Here is a 21,481-nt window from a genome sequence, read left to right as displayed (position 1 = left end):
AACGATCGCAATACGTATACTAGTAATAGTTATATTGGTCTGGGTAGGCAATGTTTAAAAAGTTTTTTAGGTATTTGATATTGGGATTAGGTTTATATGCACTGATAGCCACGTCGGTTATTATGTTTTATAAAGACGATCCACAAGCAATGATTTGGCAAGACCGCGAAGCATTCAATAAACGCTATATTGAAAAACTGCGCTTAGAAGATGCTTTTACGCTAAACGCTGTGCTTGAATATTTAGGCAGCCCAGATTTAACCTACGCCAAGCGCGATGGTGAACAGGTGTGGCAAGTTATATTTTATCGTACACAACATAAAACCTCGGATGGCATTACCACCATGGATGAATGTACCGGGTTATTATTTAAAAACGGCCAACTAATAATGTGGGGCCCAAGTGCTTATGAAAAATACCTTGAGCAAAATGATGGAACAATTTAATGGAAGCACCACTGTCGGGTAACCTAAAAAAGCTACTCGAAAGCACACAGTTGCTTTTAGGTTCACATAATAATAAAAACCAGTGGCATACTTTTTACCCGATTGTTTGTAAACTTGCAGAACAATACGCAGCGTTATATAAACAAAACCCAGCGGCGTTACAAGCTCAGCTCAATTTGTATAAAACACACTATAGCTTTGCAACCAATTTAGTGGTTAATCAATGTGTTTTAACTTGTGCATTAAGTGCTAGCCAAAATTACGATAAACACTTAACAGAGCTTTATATCAGTGCCTCATTGGTGGAACACCTTTGTGTTGCTAATCAGTTGAATAAACTAGCCCAGCAGCAAGCATTTACTAATACCGACACTAAAATGTGGCAGTTACGCCATAAACTCGCTGCCAAAGTGATATTGACATCACAACAACCAGCACATCAAATTGCCCATATTTTAGCTAAACTAGCCAAATACAAACACGCATTATTAAACACGCCTAAAGTCATGCTTTATGACGGAGCCAGTGTATTGGTTGCTTTGGCAAATATTTTGGCGCTTAACGTAACCTGCAACGCAAAACAGCAGCATATTAGTTTTTATAAAGCAGTAGCTGATTTGTACATAAGAACCCCCAACTCATTTGCACAGGGACTATTAAAAGACTTAGTGGCACACGTTGGACAATATGTACCAGGTAGCCAAGTGGTTTATGCTGACCAAACAATGATTTATTTGGCTACAGATTCGGCAGGCCGTCATATTATCGTTAATAATGCCAATACAAAAATGGCCTGGTATCGAATAAAAGCATCATTAGAGGATGGCTCAAAGGCATGGCCGTGTAATGACGATCGCTTGTTTTTAAAAGTTTGGGACAGTGAATACCTGCATATTGTTCATAAGAGTGACAATACACAGTCCTCTTTGTACGAATTAGTTAAACAAATAAAAAACCAACAAGAGTACAGTTACAAAGCATTAAATACATTACTTACCCCTTATCCTAATGTTATAAAATCAGTGTGCCATGCAGTAAAACAGTATAATAAAGAGCTGCAACCGGCAAAAGATTTAAGGCATAGCTTGTCTATGGTCGGTTACGATAAGGCCCCTGCGATTATTCAAGGCATGGTTTTCGAGCAGTTAGTAAATAGTATTGCCCATCCTTTACATACATTTTTGTGTACCCGCATGGGTTGTTTAGTCAACATTGTAGAGCTGTTAGTAAAACACGATAAAAATTTGCAAAGTGAACGCATTAGTTTGAGCCTATATGCCTATTTATATTATCTATTAATTAATTACAGCCCAGAAGTTTCTAGAAAAATCACCCTAGACCAAACACCGAATAAATCCTTAGATACGCCAATATGCACATTTTTTGGCATAAACAATGTTGATACCCCTCATTTAACTAATGAGCTTAATGAATTACTTAGTAGCGACCCTTGGGCAATAGCGTTATTAAAAGCTGAAACATTGCCTAAAAAGCAGCTCGATGATAGCGCTAAGTTGTGGGCAGCTTTGAAAGTTGTAGCCCAGCGCGTACTTAAACCTAACCAGCCATTAACAGCATGGCAACAGCAGATATTAAATCAACAACTCACCCGCCATGGCTGGAAAAGTGAGGCCATTTTTTATCAATCCCTGCAGCAATTAGGTCTGCACAATAGTATTTAGCTAACTTATTATCACTATAAATTAAAGTTATACCCTGTATTTGCAGTATAAACTGGCAAAATGTTCAATAAATTGGTATAAATGCCGGCTTAAATTTAGCACCCCTGTCATATAAGTAGTCTAAACTCTGTGAGTATTTTTTATTTATGTGTGTATCCAAATCTTTAAAGGAAAAGTTCATGGCCAAACAAACCATAACAGTGATCAAAGGCGACGGCATCGGCCCAAGCATTATCGACTCAGCACTTGAAATACTAAAAGCCGCAGGATGCGATTTTGATTATGAATTTGTTGACGCTGGCCTCGCTGCGCTTGAAAAAACGGGCGAATTGCTTCCACAAGAAACAATTGACACGATTGCTAAAAATAAAATCACTTTAAAAGGTCCATTAACGACCCCTGTAGGCGAAGGCTTTACATCAATCAATGTAACACTTCGTAAGCAGTTTGGTTTATACGCTAATGTTCGTCCTGTGAAGTCGTTCGCAGGTACTAAAGCACGTTACGATGACATTGATATTATTACTGTTCGTGAAAATACCCAAGGTATGTATTCAGGTGCAGGTCAAGTAGTGAGTGCTGATGGCAACGAAGCTGAGGCAATGTCTGTGATCACGCGTGAAGGCGCTGAAAAAATCGTTACTTTTGCATACGAGCTAGCTGTACGCGAAGGCCGCAAAAAAGTAACCGCTGTTCATAAAGCAAATATTTTAAAATCAACATCGGGTTTGTTCTTAAAAGTTGCTCGTGAAGTGGCTGAACGTTACCCTGAGATTGAATCAACTGAAATGATTGTTGATGCAACCTGTATGAAACTAGTAATGACACCGGAAGAGTTTGACGTAATTGTAACGACTAACCTATTCGGCGATATTTTATCTGATTTATGTGCTGGTTTAGTTGGTGGTTTAGGCATGGCGCCTGGTGCTAACATTGGTGAAGATGCGGCTATCTTTGAAGCTGTTCACGGTAGCGCACCTGATATTGCAGGTAAAAACCTAGCAAACCCTACGTCAGTTATTTTAGCGTCTATTCAAATGCTAGAGCATTTAAATATGGGCGATACGGCAGAGCGCATTCGTAGCGCAGTGGCAGATGTAATTAAATCAGGCGACCGTACTACTCGCGATTTAGGCGGCAGCCATGGTACAACTGACTTCACTCAGTCGGTAATCGACCGTCTGTAACAGTATAATTGAATTATAAAGCCAACATCTGTTGGCTTTTTTTATGCCTGCTCAAAACCGCTTGTATCACTTTAATGTAATTAATGTGTATTTAAGCTCCCTACTCCTTAAAATTAAAAATGCATAATTTCTGCTTTTAAAGTGAGAATATTTCATAACAATTAGAATTTAAGATTAAAAAAGATATAAAAGTGAATTTTTAATCCAAAAACTTTAGTTTTGGGTTGACATGAGCGCGCAAAAGCCTTAAAAATAACCACATACAAAAATTGTAATTTAAACAGCATTTTATTTTAAAGAGCAAAACATCATGAACACACAATTTCGTCTTTTAGTCTTACTCGTACTGGTCTTAGTGATAAGCCCAGCGGGGATGTATTAAAAGGTGAAATATGCTTTTTAAAACCCTCGCACTACGCGGGGGTTTTTTTTTGCATAAATCAGTCAACAGAGGAATGAGGATGAGTAAACAAGAATATAATGGCTCTGAATTGGTTGTTAAGTCATTAAAAGAGTTAAACGTTAAGTATATATTCGGTTACCCCGGTGGCTCAGTATTAGACTTATATGATGCGCTATTTCAGCAAGATGATATTGAACATATTTTAGTCCGTCACGAACAGGCCGCCACACACATGGCCGATGGTTACGCAAGAGCAACCGGTGAAGTCGGTGTTGTACTTGCCACTTCTGGACCAGGGGCAACAAACTGTGTAACAGGCATAGCAACTGCGTATATGGATTCTATTCCGATGGTGGTGTTATCAGGTCAAGTGCCAACCAACTTAATTGGCGATGACGCGTTTCAAGAAACGGATATTGTTGGCTGCTCTCGTCCGATTGTAAAGCATAGCTTTAATTGTAGAAGCGCTAGTGAAATTCCCAATATTCTTGCTAAAGCCTTTTATATTGCCAGCTCAGGTCGCCCAGGCCCAGTTGTCGTTGAACTTCCTAAAGACATGCTTAACCCTGAGCTAACCTTTGCTTACAACTTTCCAGCGGCAACAGAACTCAGAACCTACAACCCTAATACCAAGGGTCACTCTAAACAAATTCGTAAGGCCGTTACTACTATTTTAGAAGCGAAAAAGCTGGTTATTTATTCTGGTGGCGGAATTGTGCTTTCAAATACATCAGAGCAACTAACCCACTTAGTCGAATCGCTTAATGCCCCTATTACCAATACCCTAATGGGACTAGGCGGTATATCAGGCATTCACCCTAACTTTATTGGTATGTTGGGTATGCACGGTACATTAGAAGCAAATAAAGCCATGGCCAATGCTGATGTTATTTTAGCCCTTGGCGCACGATTCGATGATCGAGTTACCAATAACGTACAAAAGTTTTGCCCTAATGCCACTATCGTGCATGTAGATGTCGATCCGACTTCAATTTCCAAAACCATAAAAGCACATATTCCGGTTGTTGGCTGTTTAGCCACGGTACTTGAACAGTTACAAACTGCTATAGATAAAAGCCCAGTAAAAATAGACCGCAGTGCACAAGAAGATTGGTGGCGACAAGTGATCAGTTGGCGCGAACAAAAATGCTTAAACTACAATACCGATGGCGATAAAATTAAACCTCAAGCAGTTATAGAGGCTATTTATAAAGCGACTAATGGTGATGCTTATGTCAGTTCAGATGTGGGCCAGCACCAAATGTTTGCGGCGCAGTATTATCCATTTAAGCACCCTCGTCAGTGGATCAACTCAGGCGGCTTAGGCACCATGGGCTTTGGTTTACCGGCTGCAATGGGGGTTAAGCTCGCCTTTCCTGATAAAGAGTCTTTATGTGTGACTGGCGATGGCTCTATTCAAATGAACATTCAAGAGCTTTCTACCTGTTTACAATACAACTTAGCGGTAAAAGTGATCTCGTTAAATAACCGTTCACTAGGTATGGTTAGACAATGGCAAGATATGATTTATGGCGGCAGACACTCCTCTTCCTATATGGAATCACTTCCTGACTTTGTAAAACTTGTAGAAAGCTACGGCCATGTAGGAATACGAGTCAATACACTGGATGAATTACAGCCAGCAATAGATAAAGCCATGTCGATAACCGATAGGTTAGTGTTTTTAGATATTTTAGTAGACGAAAAAGAACATGTTTACCCGATGCAAATTAAGCACGGTGGCATAGATGAAATGTGGTTAAGAAAAGGAGTAAAGGCATAATGCGTCGTATATTATCTATATTATTAGAAAATGAACCCGGTGCGTTATCACGTATAGTGGGGCTTTTTTCTCAACGAGCTTACAACATTGATAGTTTAACTGTTGGAACCACTGATGATGAATCACTCTCGCGTATTACTGTCACCACTAAAGGCGATGATAGAATTGTTGAGCAAATCACCAAACAGGTAAATAAACTGGTCGATGTACTTAAGGTGATTGATTTAACCGAAATGAGCCACATAGAGCGCGAACTGTTACTAGTAAAAGTATTTGCTCAAGATGAAGCTACGCGAGCTGCTGTAACACGGGTTGTAGACGTATTTCAGGGCGCTATTTTAGATATGGGGCGTCAAAGTTACAGCCTACAATTGGTAAGCAGTACCGATAAAATAGAATCGTTTCTAGATACCTTACGTCATGAAACAGACATTATAGAAGTGGTACGCTCTGGCGCGGTCGGTATTGGGCGAGGAGATAAGGCGCTTAAAGCTAAATAAGCGTTAAATTACGGCAAAAAAAAAGGGCTTAATAGCCCTTTTATTATTTTTATAAACCTAAACCTTATAGGTTTACTTGGTCTTTAAGACCTTTACCTGGTTTAAAGCTTGGAATAGTCGCTGCTGAAATTTGGATTTCTGCACCTGTTTGTGGGTTACGACCTGTGCGAGCAGCACGTTCTTTAACTGAAAAAGTACCAAAACCAACTAATGCAACAGAGTTGCCTTCTTTTAGTGAAGAAGTTACAGCGCCTGTGAATGCATCAAGTGCACGTGTAGCGGCTGCTTTAGAGATTTCTGCGTCAGTAGAGATTTTTTCAACTAGTTGAGCTTTGTTCATTATTAGATTCCTATTCGTTATTATTTTGCCTTCGCAAATCCTATCTTTATGCATTTTCGAAGAGTTAGCAACAGCAAATTACGTTTTTTATCTAAAATACTAAAAAATTAGTAAAATTATAATAATTCACTGTAAAATACAGCGAGTTGGGTTAACAAAAACTTAATTTAAGCACAAATATAGTGCAGCTATGCACTGTGATGAGTCGCTATATTTTTTCTATTACTAAGGTCACTTCCCCGACCTCAACACCAAACTTAACAATAGATGTGCGGTTTATCAAGCGCGTGTTGGTGACTAAATACATCCAATCATCAAAGTTAACTTCAAAAGTGCTGCCATCGTAAGGAATTTCTACATTGTAGTTCCAATGAAAAACACTGCCTTCACTTTTGCCTGTGGCCGTGCCTAAAACATCAGAAGCAGTACCGGTTAACGTGTTGTCGTCGTTTAAGGTTATTTTCCAAATACGTTTTTGGGTTTCGCCGTCATCATAAACGAAGTCTTCCTCAATAACGCCTTGGTTGCCATCCCACGTAGCGCTCAAGTCTACAACAAGCTTTCGGGTTAATTCGCCTTTAAAGTCTTGTACAACACCGTAGGCTTTTAAATCGCCGCTAAAAAAAGTCTTAAAATCGAAATTAGGTTCTGAGCCTTTGTAATGCTCTACACTCGGCGCAGAACAACTTGCAATAAAGAAGCTTACTACCAGTAGCAAAGTTACTTTGATACGTTTTAGATTAATCATATTAAATCCCTAAAAGTTGATTTCTAATCGATGGTTCTGAGGTGTTCTCACTTAACCAAATAGCTAAGAAGTCATCTGCAAAAGTGGTGTCTTCTATGCGGCCTATTTCATTGTCATTGTGAAAGAAAATACTGTGTCCTTGCTGATCGGTCAGTAAGGTTAACGATTCACCCTTTTTAATGTCTGGCCATATGGCTAATAATTTATCTGCATAGCGAGCTGATAATTGTGATTTACCTAAATGTTGCCATTGCTCTTTAGTGGCTTTTACAATGTCTTTAGCATCAAAGTCGCGCAGGTAAGTTAAAGTAAATTTAACCGGCGTTTGCTTGGGACTATAAGATCCAGAGGGAGTTAAAAGCGTTGCATCATAAACATCCCAAAAAAGGTATTCCATACGTGCCTCGCCCACTTTGTTAAACTGGGTATCAGCATAAGCAGCATGGTTAAACAGGGCATAAATTAGTACTAAATTTAAAAGCGTTTTCATAATCAGCTCCAAGCAGTAAATACAATTGTTTTATTGCTTAATAAACGCGCCAATTTTACCGTTAATAAATAAAATAACGCTAAACGTTGCAGCCCATAAAGCACCGTATAAAGGCCAAAATTGCCATAACGGCAAGCCGAGTTCTAACACATCGAATCGCGCCCCTGCCCAGTAACTTCCTGGTGCAAACACTAAGCATACAATAAACGCTTGCCAAGGTTTGATGGTTGTTAAAAACGACATAGAGGTGTTAATACATAGCAATAAAGCAGCCCATAAAAACACTAACCAAAGTGGAAATGGCGCTACTTTAAATTCAATCAGACCGAACTTAACCGCGATAAACTCACTTAGTAAGGCTAGTGGTAAGCACTTTAGAAGCAAAAAAGCATCCTGTTTTTTTTGCGCTGACAAATAAAACATTAATGCAATGACTACTGTTGAATAGACAATTGAATGCTGTTCAAGCAGTAGGCATAAAAACCACACTACTTGAAACAGTACAAAATTAATAAGCGAGTGCAATCTCATCATTACTACTCGTAAAACGGGGTTTGCGTGCCATTAAATGCACGGTGCTTGTTGCGCGAGTTCTAAATGCGCCCTCGCAATAAGCAAAATAAAATAGCCAAAGACGATAAAATCGCTCATCAAATTTATTACTATCGAGGTTTGGCCAACTTGCAATGAAACGATCTCGCCAATCAGCAAGGGTTCTTGCGTAGTGAGCACCAATATCGCTAACTGTGTGGATATTCATATCGGTATGATTTTTTATTTGCTCACTCATTTCGTTGAGCGAAGGCAAACACCCACCAGGGAAAATATATTGCTGAATAAAGTCAGAATTTTTTAAATAATGCTGGTAACGCTGGTCGCTAATTGTAATTGCTTGAATAAGCATAGCACCATCGTCTTTTAATAGCTGACCGCACTGAGTGAAAAAACTAGGCAAGTACTCATGACCAACCGCTTCTATCATCTCAATTGATACTAGCTTATCGTATTTACTGGTTAGTAAACGGTAATCTTGTTTGAGTAAAGTTATTTTGTTTTCAAGCCCAAGCTCTTTAATTTTATTTTCAACATAATCGTGCTGTTCATCAGAGATGGTAGTGGTTGTTACATGGCAGTCGTAGTGAGTAGCCGCATATATTGCAAATGCTCCCCAACCTGTACCAATTTCAATGACGGTGTCGCCTTGTTGTAACTCGACTTGTTCACAAATACGCTGAAGTTTGTATTGCTGTGCTTGCTCGAGGGTGGCGTCTTTACTTGGGTATACGCCACTTGAATAAAGCATTTCTTTGCTTAAAAAAGACTCGTATAAGTCATTGCCTAAGTCGTAGTGTGCAACAATATTCTTTTTAGAGCCCGAGTGAGAGTTTTTATTTTTAATGTGGTTTATACGATGAGCAATGTTACTAAAAAAAGCGAATTTCTTTTCAAATGCGTCTAGTTGGTCTTGGTTAATTGCAAAAATTTCTATCAACCGAGTTAAGTTATCACACTGCCACTGCCCTAATATGTAAGATTCTCCCGCGCCAATACTTCCCGAGAGCGCAAATGCTTTATACATAGCAGTATCATTAACGGTTACCGTTACTTTAAGCTCTGATGACGTATCGCCAAATACAGACTGCTGATTATTGTCTACAAGCACTATTTGGCCTGTTTCAATAGACGAGAACGCTTTGAATACTAACTTCTTGTATAAGTTAGTAAACCAACTTGTGCGTTCTTGAACGCGTAAGCTCGATACCTTTTCCATACACTTACCTATATTATTGTTATTACTTGTTAAACAACATAAATTAATAAAAAATTATGATCTACCTGAATGACCTAAAAATGGGACTTTTTTTACAAACAGTTTAAATGCCTGATAGTAAATACCTTTGAAAATAGACCATGTCATTGCTGGAAAACGCTTAAGCAATTTACTCATTTGTGCTGTGCAGAGTGTTTGACGCTGTAACCTTAGTGATGCGTCAAAAAGTAATTCGTCATCGCGCTTATTTTCTATACGTATCAGTATATTGTCTTGCTTTTGTCGAACAGTCCAATGGTAGTTCATATCTAAGTTCATGAAAGGTGATACGGAAAAAACTTTCTTAAAGTTCACTTTTTTTTGTAGTGGAACCAAGTAGTAATGTCGTTCATTCCATGGGGTATTACTCACCTCAGCGACCATGTAGCTAAATTGATTATCATCATGGCCAAAAAAATAAAAATTAACGGGGCTAAAGTAAATACCCAAGCAGCGTAACTGCCCTAACATATAAACATGACTGAACTTTTCTGTAACCCCTAGCGCAGCTAACTGAGCGTGAGCACGCTCTACAATGGGGTTATTGTCAGTATTCGGCAATCCTTTCAAATAATCAGACTGTTTAAATTTTAAAGCCTTAAATCCTGTGGTACCAAGTTGTTTATGTACCCCGTTAAGTGCTTCGATGTTATTTAAGTCAACCCACATCATATAAAGCGGGTAATTAAACGCGTGGTGTTTAACAGCAAAACGGCGATGTTTAACATCGCCTAAATACACTGCATTAGTCAAACTCTACTCCAAGTTGCTTGGCCACATCAACGGCGCTGCGCACACCATCCTCATGAAAACCGTTGTACCAATACGCTCCGCAAAAGTACGTGTTATTTTGTCCATCAACGGTATGTTTTTGCTGTTGGGCGGCAATAGACTCTTGGTTAAATACAGGATGATGATAGGTAAATTCACGTAAAATTTTACTCTGATTAATACCTTCTAAGTGGTTCAAGGTAACGCAGAACTGTGTATCTGATTTGATCCCTTGAAGTATATTCATTTGATACGTAACCACCGCCGCTTTATCGGTATTATTATTGAGCAAATAATTCCAACTTGCCCATGCGGCTTTTCTATCCGGTAATAATGATTCATCAGTGTGAAGTACTACTGAATTTTCTGTGTACGGGATAGCACCCAAAACAGTGGTTTCTTGCTCACAAGGATCGCCAAGCAAAGCTAAAGCTTGATCAGAGTGACAGGCAAAAATGACTTTATCAAACTGTGCTTGCTGATCATCTGCAAAGGTAATTGTTACGCCTTCTGCGTTTCTAGTGACAGACTTAATGTGACTGTTAAGTTTTATGTTGTCGGCAAAACCGGCAATTAAAGGCTTAATGTATTCTCGCGAGCCACCGGGAATAACGTACCATTGAGGTCTATTGGTAATGTCTAGCAAACCATGGTTGAAGAAAAACTTTACAAAAAACTCAACCCCTACATTTTCCATTTCTTTAATGCTAGTAGACCAAATGGCAGCACCCATAGGTAAAATGTAGTGGTATTTAAAGAAATCATTAAAGCGATGTTGTTGTAATAATTGACCTAGTGATTGCTCTGTGTAGTGACCTTTTGCGTGCAAAGCCTTACATAACTTATTAAAACGCACGATGTCATACAATAAACGCCAAAATTTAGGTCTAACTATATTTCTGCGCTGAGCAAATAAACTACTAAATGTATGCCCATTGTATTCAAAGCCGGTTGCTTCGTTATGCACACTAAAACTCATTTGTGTCGGTTTACGTTTTACACCAATGCGTTCAAGCAACTTTTCAAAATAAGGGTACGTTCTATCATTAAATACAATAAACCCCGTATCTACCGCGTAATTAATACCGCTGTGCTCTACATCTACAGTTGCGGTGTGACCACCAATATAATCATTTTTTTCAAATAATGTGACATCGTAATGCTTGTGCAGTAAATGTCCGCAGGTTAAACCTGATACGCCAGTCCCAATTATTGCTATTTTTTTCAACGGGTTAATCCTTTTGCAATTTTAAGCCAAAGCGAAAGTGGCAATATTCGCAATGCTTTAAGTATAAGTGTAAAACGATAGGGGAAATGAACTTCTTTGCGGCGTTTAGCGACGCCTTTTATTATATAGTCAGCTGCTTTTTCGGCTGTAACAGCCATCGGCATAGGGAAATCATTTTTATCAGTTAAAGGGGTTTTTACAAAACCAGGGTGTACTAATGTCACATCAACATCAGTTAAATCTACCGCTAGGCTCTTAGCTAAATAGCTAACGCCTGCCTTTGATGCACCGTAGGCTTCTGAACGTGGTAATGGTAAATAAGTAACACTTGAACTAACCATTACTAATTGCCCGCCAGAGACTATTTTTGGTAAAAGCGCCTCTAAGCAGTAACCCATTGATAACAAATTAACATTAATAACGCGCTCAAATAAGGCGCTATCAAAATTACGTGCATCGTCAACATACTCGCAATTACCAGCATTGAGAATTACACGGTCGAATTGAGTGTGCCCTAACGTTGCCGCTTTTATATCTTGTAAATTAGTGGCGTCAAATTGGCAGGTTTCTATGTTGTTATGTTTGGCAAGTTCAGCGAGCTTTTGCGTATTTCGTCCACACGCAATGACTGTATCACCCTGCTCAGCATACTTAATAGCAAGTTTCTCACCAATACCCGACGTTGCACCTGTAATAAGGGTAATCATAGTTAACCAGCCCTTTTATCAATAAAATTAATGATATTACCTAGTAATGGGATATGCTTGTATAACAGCTCACCAGCATTAAAGTAATCTCGATGTTTTACAATCTTGTCGCCTTCAAATACCAACTTGCTGTGCCCTTGCACTGTGATGGTTTTACCGGCATTCAGTTTTGGGTGAGAGTAATACATTGTCCAATACACAAATGCGTTATTATCGTTGGTAAATGAATCGGTTATGTCAAATCGACAATCCTTAACATTACTGTATAAACCACAAAAATAACGCCTTAAATCTTCTAGACCATTAATTTCGTGCAGCGGATCTATAAATTGTATATTTTTTGCATAAATTTCGGTTAATAACTCAAGGTTATTTTTATCAAGCTTTTGATATATTTCTACAAATTTATCGACTGATAATTGGTTATCCATATCACACCTTAAATGCATCTAAAGCCCTAGCTCGTGCTGCTTTATGATCAACAATTGCCGGCCAGTAACAGTGTTCACTTTGCCCCGTTGCTGCTAAATAGGTATGAGGAAAATGAATGTGTTTATCTGGGACTTTTTCTAATTCAGGCAGATATTTACGAATAAATTGACCACTTGGATCAAAGCGTTCACTTTGAGTAATAGGGTTAAACACTCTAAAATAAGGCTGTGCATCACAGCCTGTACTTGCCGCCCATTGCCAGCCGCCATTATTCGAGGCTAAATCACCATCAATAAGGTGCTGCATAAAAAACTGCTCGCCCTTACGCCAGTCGATTAAAAGATGTTTAGTTAAGAAACTTGCCACTACCATTCGCAAACGGTTGTGCATCCAACCAGTTTGCAATAGCTGTTGCATGGCAGCATCAACAAGTGGATAGCCAGTGCGGCCTTCACACCAAAGCTTAAACTCAGCCTCATTATCACGCCAAACAACACTATCGTACTTTTCGTTGAAATTAGCACCGCGCGATAATTTAGGAAATTCGGCAATGAGGTGTTTATAAAATTCACGCCAAATCAGCTCGTTCACCCACGTAAAGGTTTTACTTTTTGAGGTAGTCAAAATATCTGGATACTGCTGTTGTATGTTGACCATTAACTGCTTACTGCTAACAACCCCTAATGCTAAATATGGGCTTAAACCCGATGTTCCTTTTACACTAGGTATATCGCGTACATCATCATAACTTGCTAATTTATCATGGATAAAATTATCGACCACACTCGCTAAGGTGTCGTCATCAACCGGCCATTTCTTTGAACTGTCATCACTGCTGAGTAATTCACACGATTCAATATCAATAGGGTTTGAAGATAATGGCCACGACACCAAGCTAAAGTGAGTATCTTGATACTGTTTTAACCACGCCCGCTTAAAAGGCGTAAACACTTTATACATTTCATTGTTTTGAGTGCGTACACTGCCAACAGGTGCAATGATGTCACCTTCGTATAAAGTAAATGTTATTTGCTGTTGATCGCATTGCGCTTGAATCGCTTTATCTCTATTAAACTCATTAAGCTCATATTCTTTATTGGCTATTATGTGTTTAATCTCATACTGCTGACAAAAATCGAGAAGCTTAGTTTGGCAGTCTGTGAAATAAGGAGCCTCTATCACGTGTAAATTAATGCCATACTCAGCTAATTTTTCACGTATGTAACTGACTCTGCGTTTTAGTAAATCAATTTGAATTGGGGCAGTGTTATGCTGTGCCCATTGTTTTTCGCACACAAAAAAAATGGTGTGTTTAGCACCATTATTTAACGCTTCAATAAGCGCTTCGTTTGAAAAAAGGCGCAAATCACGCCTAAACCAAAATAGTGTATTCATTACAAACCGTAACGTAACTTTAATTCATTAGGATAAGGGTTAAAGTATATTTGCTTGCTTAAATATTCATTAGGATGAACCTTTAAATGATGCTTAAGTAAGGTTAGTGGTACATAAAGCGGTACCAACCCTTGGCGATATTCGTCTATTGCATCTCGCATTTCTTCTTTTTCGATTTTCGATAAATCTCTTTTGAAGTAACCTTGCAAGTGCATTAAAGTATTTGAATTGTTTTTTCTTGACGCAGGACGTTTCAACGCGGTCATTAAACCGAGAATATACTCATCGGCTAATGCGTTTATATCATCACCTAAATAAGTACCAAGCAAGTGGCCTAAGTCACGGTAAGCTTGATAGTTATGAGCCATCAACAAGTATTTGTATTGCGCGTGAAACTGAGTTAACCGATGAACTGTAATAGGTTCTTTCACCAACTGCTGCCAGTTATATAATGTATAAACACGCATAACAAAATTTTCGCGTAAATGAACGTCGTTCAAGCGACCGTTTTCTTCACAGGGCAGTAATGGGTTGTGTTTCATGATTTGTTCTGCAAAAAAACCAATCCCTTCAGAGGTGTTACCGGTTCCTGCTTCATTGTAAATTTTAACGCGCTCCATGCCGCAACTCGGGCTTTTAGCACAAAAAACAAACCCACTTAAATGACCAGCTTGCTCTGTGGCTATTTTTTTGCCGTATTCTGTTAGCTGAGGGCCAACATCACCTGTACCATCTGGACGACACACTTTAATAGTATCAGCAGTTCTTACTTGACGAATTGTCGGGCGCGGTATAGGTAAGCCAACCGCAACCTCAGGACAATACATTTTATATTCAACATGTTTTGCCAGCTCTTCCATACAAAAGTTAGATTTTTTGTGGCCGCTGTCAAATCTTACCTTTTCGCCTGCTAAGCAGGCGCTAATACCTATTTTTATTGTATCTGTTTGCATAGATTCTCTTAATAAATCAAGCTGCCAATTGGATTAAGCAACTTGCTAAGTCCTTTATTGAAATGTAGCGCACTACTGACTACAGTAAAGCACAAACATCCCTCTTTTGTTAAAGGAGTATGTTGATGACGGCCATCTTGCCAAATAAAATCACCTGGTACATAACTGCCTTCTTCATCTGTAAATTCGCCATCAAGAAGTAGCGTAACTTCAAAACCTGTATGTGTATGCTCAGGAATTTCACCGCCTGCGTCTATGTGCAATAAACTCGAGCGCAAATGCCCATCGTCAAGCGCTATACGTGAACGAGCAAGCTTACCTACTTGTGTAAATTTGCTATGAGAAATACGTGTTAATGCTCTTGGTAAGCTGTAATTATAGTCATTCACTTCAATAGTGACAGGTTCAACGGCATAAACTTCATCAATCGAATCGTCTGACGTGATTAATTCAAGCAACCCTGAGTCCGCTATATCGTCGCTTTGCTCATCGTTATTAACATTCATGTTGTCACTAAACACTGCTTTTGCATTACTTGCCTCGAGTTTTTCAACCTCAGCTTGGCATATTGGGCACATATCTACATGAATAGATACGGCTAAGCTTAGTGATGCGGGAAGTGTTGCTGCACAGTATTGTGTCAGTAGTGTTTCACTCGGGTGATGTTTAATCATGCTGATCTCCCATTTCATTACGTAATTTCTGCAAGGCTAAACGTAATCGTGATTTTACCGTGCCTACTGGAATGTTTAATTGTTGAGCAAGCTGCTCTTGCGACATATCTTGAAAGTAAACACCGCGTACCACTTCTCTTTGTGCTTGTGGCAGTTTATCTAGGTAGCGCTTAATTTGTTTATCTTCAAGGTGGTCACTGTATTCGTGATGTGTATCTTCTGATTCATTCAATAACGGCCAGATGTCTTCACTGATATTTTCTTCTTTGTTGCTTTTCATTTTTCGAAGCATATCAAAGGACGCATTACGCATTACCGTGTAAACCCACGTAGTGGCTGCGCCTTTGTCGCTGTTGTACAAATGCGCTTTTCGCCACACTGAAGTGAGCGTTTCTTGCACCAACTCCATTGCTTGGGCCTCTACACCAAACTGCTTAATGCCAAAGCGTTTGATCTTTGGTGCAAAATATTCAAACAAGTACGCGAAAGATTTTTTATCGCGAGATTGGGCTACATTAACTAATGCTTCCCTGAGTTCCGTACTTGGCGTTTCTGGCATGGCAGTATACTTACCTGTGTTAGGTTCACAACGTAATGTTTGTTGTTGACTTACCATAGTAAAATGTCCCGTTATAGCTTTTGTAAGTACCATTACGAGCTAAGAATGTAAGCGGATCAAAATTATTTTAGGCAAATTCGTTATTAATCACAGTATGGAGGAAATTCAGCAAGTTATCAAAATTAGTTTCAAATGCAAGTTGTTGTTTTTTCTCAATAGAAATAGGGAGAATCTCAAGCCATCTGGCAACAACCCAAGTAAGTTGATTAAACTGGGTATGTTTGTAAAGAGACTGTAGCTGTGGGTTATTAGAGAATACTTCTTCTAGTGCCACTTGAAGTAGTTGATGTTCACCAATGTCATGGTTACTGCTGTTGTACCAATAAGGTGTATTGCACGCAGAGAGCTCGCCATGGCGTAACTCCTGTTCGTCTTGGTACACGTTATCTAGTTGCACACTTTTTGATGCAAAAACATCAATCAACAGCATACCGCTTTCGTCTTGGTCGAAATCAATAATATCCATTAAACACCCTTGGGCGCTTATATTAAATGGTGTGTCGTGTTCGAAGGTGCAAAGTACAAAACCGCTGTTTGTTTTTAATGCGTTTTTAACCATCGTCAAATAACGAGGCTCAAATATACGTAATCGCGTATAGCCTTCAGGTAATATAAAAATCGGTAATGGGAAAATCGCACGTTTCATAAAGTCTACTTCTTTCAAACACTCTGCCTTTATTTACGTGCGCTCTATTGAAGTCGATCAGCTTTAGTTACATCGATTGTTTTACCGTGTAAGTGCATTCGCTAATTAAACCTCGTTCCCACATTTTTTATCATGTAAGCGATGTAATATACACTCAGTACACTTGCCACTGGCGCCAACATCAGGGCTAACAATTCGAACTCGCTGTTCATCACTTATTCCCTATTTTTATTGCTTTTGTTGTGTTTTTACTACAAGTTGCTTTTCATCAATGCCACTATTATCAACAACTGGGTTGGTTTGTAGTAAACCATCTAAAATAGCTTGGGCATCAAAAGAAACGGCTTCTTTTACTGACTGTTCAAGTTCATGGGTTGCTTGTGATACATAAGTTGTCACCGTTTTAGTCAACATATCTGTAATATCTAAATCGACCTCTGTTGCATGTACTTGAGATGAACCTAATAAAAGTAAACTAGCCAGTGTCATGTTAATTGAAGTTTTCATAATGTTATTCCTTGTTTGTTTATTGGTTAATACACCTAGATACAATCAAGGGCTGTGCCATAAAGAAAAAAATCAATAAACCTTTGTTTTATAAGGATATAAAATAAAAATGTTAAGATTTGCAAAATATGTGTTAGTTAATTTAACTAACAATTTAAAAAATATAACCAAATAGTAGTGTATTTTTTAACATGCCGTAATCCATAAACTGGCAGCACCATGTCTATCAATTCTCAATTGATAATTTCAGCGTACACTTGTACACTAAACGTTAAATTGTAAGTGGTAGGATCTGTTATGTCTTTTGAAGCGCCCTATTCTAAAAAAGAAGAGCTATTAAATGTTGTTAGCCATGCTTTAGGTATTTTATTTGCTGCATTTGTAATTTGGGATTTATTTAAACAAGCTAACTCTGTAAAAGGTTACGCCAGCACAGTCGTTTATGGCAGCAGCTTATTTATTTTATTTTTGTCCTCTACACTTTATCACGCCAGTGTTCGTCCTAAATTAAGAGCGTTTTATAAAAAATGTGACCACTGTGCTATTTACATGCTTATTGCTGGCACATATACCCCTTTTTTATTACTCTCTTTATCTGGGATTTGGTCTTGGGCTACCTTGGTATTTATTTGGACAGTAGCTTTAGCCGGTGTTGCTTATAAACTGCTTGTTAAAAATGGCAATAAAAAAGTGTCACTCGCTACCTATTTATTAATGGGCTGGTTTGCACTGGCAATTATATACCCACTTTACTCAAACTTACCTATCAACGCACTATACTGGCTACTTACTGGCGGTTTATTTTATAGCGTGGGTACATTGTTTTACAGCGCTAAAAACACTCAATATAGCCACGCTATTTGGCATCTTTTTGTCATTGGCGGTTGTGTAAGTCATTATATTGCCATTACTCACTATGTGTATTAACTAAATACACATAGTGCCTTCCTAGCTAATCTCACAATGTAGCCTATTATTTTACTCAAGCTTTAGTAAATCACGGTGGTTATTTTAAAGTATAATTAAATCTCCCTAATGCTTTAGATGACTGTTTGCTATACTGTTTCAGGAACTTAAAACGCCATTGTTCTAAATGGACGCGGCTTAAACAACGCTAGGTGTTATTTACATTGTCACCATCTAATACTCGACCACAGATACTGAGCTTGTTTATAAAAGCAAGACTGGTGTTGATCACATTGTTAATCTCAACGCTTGCATCTGTGTATTCAATTTATCTACTCGATCAATACATTTATCAGCAAAAGCAAAACTCTATCAGAAAGGTGGCGGGTAGCTACGTTAACCATATTAGAAATAATCTTAACCAAGCACTTTCTGCAGCCTATCCTATTGCGGCATTAATTCGTACTCAAAATGGCGAGACTAAAGGCTTTGAAGAACTCGCTTCTGAAATGTTAAGTCTTTATCCTGGTCTTGACGCCTTACAACTTCATAAAAACGGTATTCTTACACACGTTGTTCCACTTAAGGGCAATGAAAGTGCTATCGGTAATAATGTTTTAGAGAACCCACTGCGAACGCAAGAGGCATTTTTAGCCAAAAAAACAGGTAAATTAACCCTTGCTGGCCCTTTTGAATTATTTCAAGGTGGTATGGGTGCAGCGGCTAGGCTGCCTGTGTATCTAGATACCTCACAGGGAAACCAGTTTTGGGGATTTGCCACTGCGCTTATTCGTTTTCCTGATATTCTTCAAAGCGTTAATTTAGCTCAACTGCCACAGGCAGGCATTGGTTATGAGCTTTCAAAAGTCATGCCCGATACAAATGATGTGCAAATCATTGCTACCTCAGACAACCAAATAACAAAAAACACGGTCGACTTTAACATACAAGTGCCAAACGGCGTTTGGGTATTTAAAGCCTACCCTATCAGGGGCTGGCAAGACAATAGTATGCTGTTACTTGGTATTGCTATTGCGGTTGTGTTTACTTTCTTAACTTCACTTTCATCTTATCTGATAACCCGATTAAGAGCGAGCCACCTAAAATTAGAAAAAAAAGTAGAGCAACGTACTCATGCATTACAAAATAACATTAAAGCATTAACTGATACCGAAAGACGACTTCTTTTAAGCCAAAAAGTGGGGGGAATTGCGACTTGGGAATGGGACATAAAAACCAATATAATCCGCTTTTCTGAACATGGTATAAGACTAATTACTGGCAATGTTAAACAATTAGAAATGACTAAAAATGAATACCTAGCCAGTATTCACCCAGATGATCGCGCCAATATAGTAAGCGATATAAATCAATGTATTGACGCGGCGAAAGAATATAATGTTGATCACCGTATTATTACTAAACGGGGTAACGTTCGTTGGTTTAATACTAAAGGGACTCTTGTTAGAGACAGCTCTGGCAGCGCAATTACCATGTTGGGTGTCTCGGTTGATATTACTGAACGTAAATTAATTGAAGAAAAACTGCATTTATCCTCTCGGGTTTTTAGAGATACCCATGAAGGGATTATTATTACAAATGCTGATAAAGTTATTGTTGATGTCAATCCTGCCTTTTGTCATATAACCGGTTATAGCCACGATGAAGTTATAGGCCGCAATCCATCATTTTTAAATTCGGGCAAACAAACAGAGTCATTTTATAAAAACATATGGAAACAGCTCAGCCTATATGGTCATTGGCAAGGTGAAGTGTGGAACTGTAAAAAAGACGGTGAACTTTATGCTGAGCTACTTAATATTTCAGTTTTAAAAGACGACAACAACGTTACTTTTTACTTAGGAATATTTACCGATATCACCCAAGCTAAACGCCAACAAGAGCAACTTAGCCGTATTGCACATTATGATTTATTAACTAACTTGCCAAACCGCGTATTGCTTGCCGATAGGCTCAGCCAAACCATGTTGCAATGCCGTCGCCATAACAATTCTCTGGCGGTGGTGTTTCTTGATTTAGATGGATTTAAGCATGTTAATGATTCTCATGGCCATGATATTGGCGATAAGTTATTAATTGCACTTTCAATCCGTTTAAAAGATGCACTTCGTGAAGGTGATAGCTTGGCCCGTATTGGTGGCGATGAATTCGTTGCTGTATTAACTAATTTAGGATCAGTTGCCGATTGCGTACCTGTACTTGAGAGGCTACTGGCTGCAGCAGCAAAACCTGTCACTGTTAACGATATTGTTTTGAATGTCTCTGCCAGTATTGGGGTAACAATATACCCAGAAGATAATTTAGATGCTGAACAACTGATGCGCCATGCCGATCAAGCCATGTATATTGCCAAACAAATGGGCAAAAATCGTTATCATTTATTCGATACAAGTCAAGGAGATACAGTTAAAGCACAGCAAACCGGCATTACACTTATCCGTGAAGCCTTAGCTAATGATTGGTTTGTACTTTATTATCAACCAAAAGTAGATATGCGAACGGGTAGTATGATTGGCGTTGAGGCATTAATACGCTTGCAACACCCAGAGCGCGGGTTGCTTAGCCCTATTGAATTTTTACCTGTAATTGAAAACAATGCGCTAATGATAGACGTTGGCGAATGGGTTATTAACGCTGCATTATCTCAAATTAACCACTGGCAAATTTTAACACCTAGTTTAAACATAAAAGTGAGCGTTAATGTTGCCGCAGTTCAATTACAGCAGCCTGAATTTACAGCGCGGCTAACTGAATTACTATTGGCACATCCACAGGTCGATGCTAGAAACCTAGAGCTAGAAGTACTGGAAACCAGTGCGCTTAACGATGTAGCCCACGTATCTAAAACCATGCAAGATTGTAAAGCTTTGGGCGTTGAGTTTTCATTAGATGACTTTGGTACGGGTTACTCATCACTCACTTATTTGAGGCGTTTACCTGCAAGCCTAATAAAGATAGATCAAAGCTTTGTTAGGGATATGCTTGAAGACTCTAACGATTTAGCAATTGTAAAAGGCGTTATTGCACTGGCCAAATCGTTTAAACGAAGCGTTATAGCTGAAGGCGTAGAAACCCCGGAACATGCAGCAACACTAATGCTACTTGGCTGTTATTTAGCACAGGGCTATGGTATTGCTAAACCAATGAAAGCCGCAGATATTCCTATTTGGCTAGACGAATGGACCGCAGATGAAATTTGGGCTTTAACTGACTTACAAAAAATGGATTATTAA

At 38.8% G+C, this 21,481-nt stretch carries 22 protein-coding genes; 7 read left to right on the top strand and 15 right to left on the bottom strand.

Annotated features, from left to right (window positions below; translation table 11 throughout):
• Positions 1–50 precede the first annotated feature (50 nt).
• From AAGD16_RS17570 to ilvN, 5 genes are all read left to right on the top strand, one after another.
• Positions 51–446 (top strand): DUF3192 domain-containing protein, encoded by a 396-nt coding sequence (locus AAGD16_RS17570; protein WP_024600863.1) that lies wholly within the window; start codon positions 51–53, stop codon positions 444–446.
• Positions 446–2,128 carry a hypothetical protein gene (locus tag AAGD16_RS17565; RefSeq protein WP_064663384.1) on the top strand — a complete coding sequence of 561 codons (1,683 nt, stop codon included), beginning with the start codon at positions 446–448 and terminating at the stop codon, positions 2,126–2,128. The genes AAGD16_RS17570 and AAGD16_RS17565 overlap by 1 nt, the downstream gene beginning before the upstream one ends.
• 179 nt (positions 2,129–2,307) lie before the next feature.
• Positions 2,308–3,315 (top strand): isocitrate dehydrogenase, encoded by a 1,008-nt coding sequence (locus AAGD16_RS17560; protein WP_013463267.1) that lies wholly within the window; start codon positions 2,308–2,310, stop codon positions 3,313–3,315.
• A 461-nt stretch (positions 3,316–3,776) separates the two neighbouring features.
• The gene (locus AAGD16_RS17555) at positions 3,777–5,501 is read left to right on the top strand and encodes an acetolactate synthase 3 large subunit (protein WP_377115490.1); all 1,725 of its coding nucleotides are present in this window, start codon (positions 3,777–3,779) and stop codon (positions 5,499–5,501) included.
• Positions 5,501–6,001, top strand: a complete 501-nt coding sequence (gene ilvN, locus AAGD16_RS17550; protein ID WP_013463265.1) for an acetolactate synthase small subunit — start codon at positions 5,501–5,503, stop codon at positions 5,999–6,001. Before AAGD16_RS17555 ends, ilvN begins: the two co-directional genes overlap by 1 nt.
• Positions 6,002–6,065: 64 nt before the next feature.
• Here the strand turns inward: ilvN and AAGD16_RS17545 are convergent, their stop codons facing one another.
• The 15 genes from AAGD16_RS17545 to AAGD16_RS17475 form a co-directional block, all read right to left on the bottom strand.
• Positions 6,066–6,341 carry an HU family DNA-binding protein gene (locus tag AAGD16_RS17545; protein ID WP_008112559.1) on the bottom strand — a complete coding sequence of 92 codons (276 nt, stop codon included), beginning with the start codon at positions 6,339–6,341 and terminating at the stop codon, positions 6,066–6,068.
• Positions 6,342–6,549: 208 nt separating this feature from the next.
• The gene (locus AAGD16_RS17540) at positions 6,550–7,089 is read right to left on the bottom strand and encodes a DUF3833 domain-containing protein (protein WP_013463264.1); all 540 of its coding nucleotides are present in this window, start codon (positions 7,087–7,089) and stop codon (positions 6,550–6,552) included.
• Position 7,090: 1 nt separating this feature from the next.
• Positions 7,091–7,579: a chalcone isomerase family protein gene (locus tag AAGD16_RS17535; RefSeq protein ID WP_377115485.1), complete on the bottom strand. Its 489-nt coding sequence runs from the start codon at positions 7,577–7,579 to the stop codon at positions 7,091–7,093.
• 30 nt (positions 7,580–7,609) lie between these two features.
• Positions 7,610–8,110: a DUF2878 domain-containing protein gene (locus AAGD16_RS17530; RefSeq protein WP_013463262.1), complete on the bottom strand. Its 501-nt coding sequence runs from the start codon at positions 8,108–8,110 to the stop codon at positions 7,610–7,612.
• Complete coding sequence (locus tag AAGD16_RS17525; RefSeq protein WP_377115482.1) at positions 8,088–9,350, bottom strand: class I SAM-dependent methyltransferase; 1,263 nt, start codon at positions 9,348–9,350, stop codon at positions 8,088–8,090. The genes AAGD16_RS17530 and AAGD16_RS17525 overlap by 23 nt, the downstream gene beginning before the upstream one ends.
• 54 nt (positions 9,351–9,404) lie before the next feature.
• Positions 9,405–10,142 carry a DUF1365 domain-containing protein gene (locus tag AAGD16_RS17520; protein ID WP_036954815.1) on the bottom strand — a complete coding sequence of 246 codons (738 nt, stop codon included), beginning with the start codon at positions 10,140–10,142 and terminating at the stop codon, positions 9,405–9,407.
• Positions 10,135–11,388, bottom strand: coding sequence for an NAD(P)/FAD-dependent oxidoreductase (locus tag AAGD16_RS17515; protein ID WP_138765366.1), 1,254 nt, complete (start codon positions 11,386–11,388; stop codon positions 10,135–10,137). Before AAGD16_RS17515 ends, AAGD16_RS17520 begins: the two co-directional genes overlap by 8 nt.
• Complete coding sequence (locus tag AAGD16_RS17510) at positions 11,385–12,095, bottom strand: SDR family NAD(P)-dependent oxidoreductase (RefSeq protein ID WP_377115477.1); 711 nt, start codon at positions 12,093–12,095, stop codon at positions 11,385–11,387. The genes AAGD16_RS17515 and AAGD16_RS17510 overlap by 4 nt, the downstream gene beginning before the upstream one ends.
• Before the next feature lie 2 nt (positions 12,096–12,097).
• On the bottom strand, positions 12,098–12,526 hold the full coding sequence (locus AAGD16_RS17505) for a nuclear transport factor 2 family protein (protein ID WP_013463257.1): 429 nt from the start codon (positions 12,524–12,526) through the stop codon (positions 12,098–12,100).
• Position 12,527: 1 nt separating this feature from the next.
• Positions 12,528–13,922, bottom strand: coding sequence for a deoxyribodipyrimidine photo-lyase (phrB, locus tag AAGD16_RS17500; RefSeq protein ID WP_036954823.1), 1,395 nt, complete (start codon positions 13,920–13,922; stop codon positions 12,528–12,530).
• Positions 13,922–14,875 (bottom strand): DUF523 and DUF1722 domain-containing protein, encoded by a 954-nt coding sequence (locus AAGD16_RS17495; RefSeq protein WP_013463255.1) that lies wholly within the window; start codon positions 14,873–14,875, stop codon positions 13,922–13,924. The genes phrB and AAGD16_RS17495 overlap by 1 nt, the downstream gene beginning before the upstream one ends.
• An 8-nt stretch (positions 14,876–14,883) precedes the next feature.
• Positions 14,884–15,549, bottom strand: coding sequence for a ChrR family anti-sigma-E factor (locus AAGD16_RS17490; protein ID WP_013463254.1), 666 nt, complete (start codon positions 15,547–15,549; stop codon positions 14,884–14,886).
• Positions 15,542–16,165 carry a sigma-70 family RNA polymerase sigma factor gene (locus AAGD16_RS17485; RefSeq protein WP_013463253.1) on the bottom strand — a complete coding sequence of 208 codons (624 nt, stop codon included), beginning with the start codon at positions 16,163–16,165 and terminating at the stop codon, positions 15,542–15,544. The genes AAGD16_RS17490 and AAGD16_RS17485 overlap by 8 nt, the downstream gene beginning before the upstream one ends.
• Positions 16,166–16,235: 70 nt before the next feature.
• Entirely contained in the window at positions 16,236–16,814 is a 579-nt protein-coding gene (locus tag AAGD16_RS17480) for an LON peptidase substrate-binding domain-containing protein (protein WP_377115471.1), read from the bottom strand.
• Positions 16,815–17,042: 228 nt separating this feature from the next.
• Positions 17,043–17,321, bottom strand: a complete 279-nt coding sequence (locus AAGD16_RS17475; protein WP_013463251.1) for a hypothetical protein — start codon at positions 17,319–17,321, stop codon at positions 17,043–17,045.
• Between the two features lie 297 nt (positions 17,322–17,618).
• Here AAGD16_RS17475 and AAGD16_RS17470 point away from each other — a divergent pair, with 297 nt between their 5' ends.
• The gene (locus AAGD16_RS17470) at positions 17,619–18,248 is read left to right on the top strand and encodes a hemolysin III family protein (protein ID WP_036954828.1); all 630 of its coding nucleotides are present in this window, start codon (positions 17,619–17,621) and stop codon (positions 18,246–18,248) included.
• Positions 18,249–18,451: 203 nt separating this feature from the next.
• Positions 18,452–21,481, top strand: a complete 3,030-nt coding sequence (locus AAGD16_RS17465; RefSeq protein WP_377115467.1) for an EAL domain-containing protein — start codon at positions 18,452–18,454, stop codon at positions 21,479–21,481.

Source organism: Pseudoalteromonas sp. M58, from assembly GCF_042604605.1.
Classification (GTDB): Bacteria; Pseudomonadota; Gammaproteobacteria; order Enterobacterales; family Alteromonadaceae; genus Pseudoalteromonas; species Pseudoalteromonas tetraodonis.
The sequence above is the reverse complement of the archived record's forward strand: the minus strand, read 5'-3'. Positions and strand labels throughout refer to the sequence as shown.

Coding starts and splice junctions, on each gene's coding strand:
- AAGD16_RS17570 (WP_024600863.1), top strand. CDS start 51: ATGTTTAAAAAGTTTTTTAGGTATTTGATATTGGGATTAGGTTTATAT.
- AAGD16_RS17565 (WP_064663384.1), top strand. CDS start 446: ATGGAAGCACCACTGTCGGGTAACCTAAAAAAGCTACTCGAAAGCACA.
- AAGD16_RS17560 (WP_013463267.1), top strand. CDS start 2,308: ATGGCCAAACAAACCATAACAGTGATCAAAGGCGACGGCATCGGCCCA.
- AAGD16_RS17555 (WP_377115490.1), top strand. CDS start 3,777: ATGAGTAAACAAGAATATAATGGCTCTGAATTGGTTGTTAAGTCATTA.
- ilvN (WP_013463265.1), top strand. CDS start 5,501: ATGCGTCGTATATTATCTATATTATTAGAAAATGAACCCGGTGCGTTA.
- AAGD16_RS17545 (WP_008112559.1), bottom strand. CDS start 6,341: ATGAACAAAGCTCAACTAGTTGAAAAAATCTCTACTGACGCAGAAATC.
- AAGD16_RS17540 (WP_013463264.1), bottom strand. CDS start 7,089: ATGATTAATCTAAAACGTATCAAAGTAACTTTGCTACTGGTAGTAAGC.
- AAGD16_RS17535 (WP_377115485.1), bottom strand. CDS start 7,579: ATGAAAACGCTTTTAAATTTAGTACTAATTTATGCCCTGTTTAACCAT.
- AAGD16_RS17530 (WP_013463262.1), bottom strand. CDS start 8,110: ATGAGATTGCACTCGCTTATTAATTTTGTACTGTTTCAAGTAGTGTGG.
- AAGD16_RS17525 (WP_377115482.1), bottom strand. CDS start 9,350: ATGGAAAAGGTATCGAGCTTACGCGTTCAAGAACGCACAAGTTGGTTT.
- AAGD16_RS17510 (WP_377115477.1), bottom strand. CDS start 12,095: ATGATTACCCTTATTACAGGTGCAACGTCGGGTATTGGTGAGAAACTT.
- AAGD16_RS17505 (WP_013463257.1), bottom strand. CDS start 12,526: ATGGATAACCAATTATCAGTCGATAAATTTGTAGAAATATATCAAAAG.
- phrB (WP_036954823.1), bottom strand. CDS start 13,922: ATGAATACACTATTTTGGTTTAGGCGTGATTTGCGCCTTTTTTCAAAC.
- AAGD16_RS17495 (WP_013463255.1), bottom strand. CDS start 14,875: ATGCAAACAGATACAATAAAAATAGGTATTAGCGCCTGCTTAGCAGGC.
- AAGD16_RS17490 (WP_013463254.1), bottom strand. CDS start 15,549: ATGATTAAACATCACCCGAGTGAAACACTACTGACACAATACTGTGCA.
- AAGD16_RS17485 (WP_013463253.1), bottom strand. CDS start 16,165: ATGGTAAGTCAACAACAAACATTACGTTGTGAACCTAACACAGGTAAG.
- AAGD16_RS17480 (WP_377115471.1), bottom strand. CDS start 16,814: ATGAAACGTGCGATTTTCCCATTACCGATTTTTATATTACCTGAAGGC.
- AAGD16_RS17475 (WP_013463251.1), bottom strand. CDS start 17,321: ATGAAAACTTCAATTAACATGACACTGGCTAGTTTACTTTTATTAGGT.
- AAGD16_RS17470 (WP_036954828.1), top strand. CDS start 17,619: ATGTCTTTTGAAGCGCCCTATTCTAAAAAAGAAGAGCTATTAAATGTT.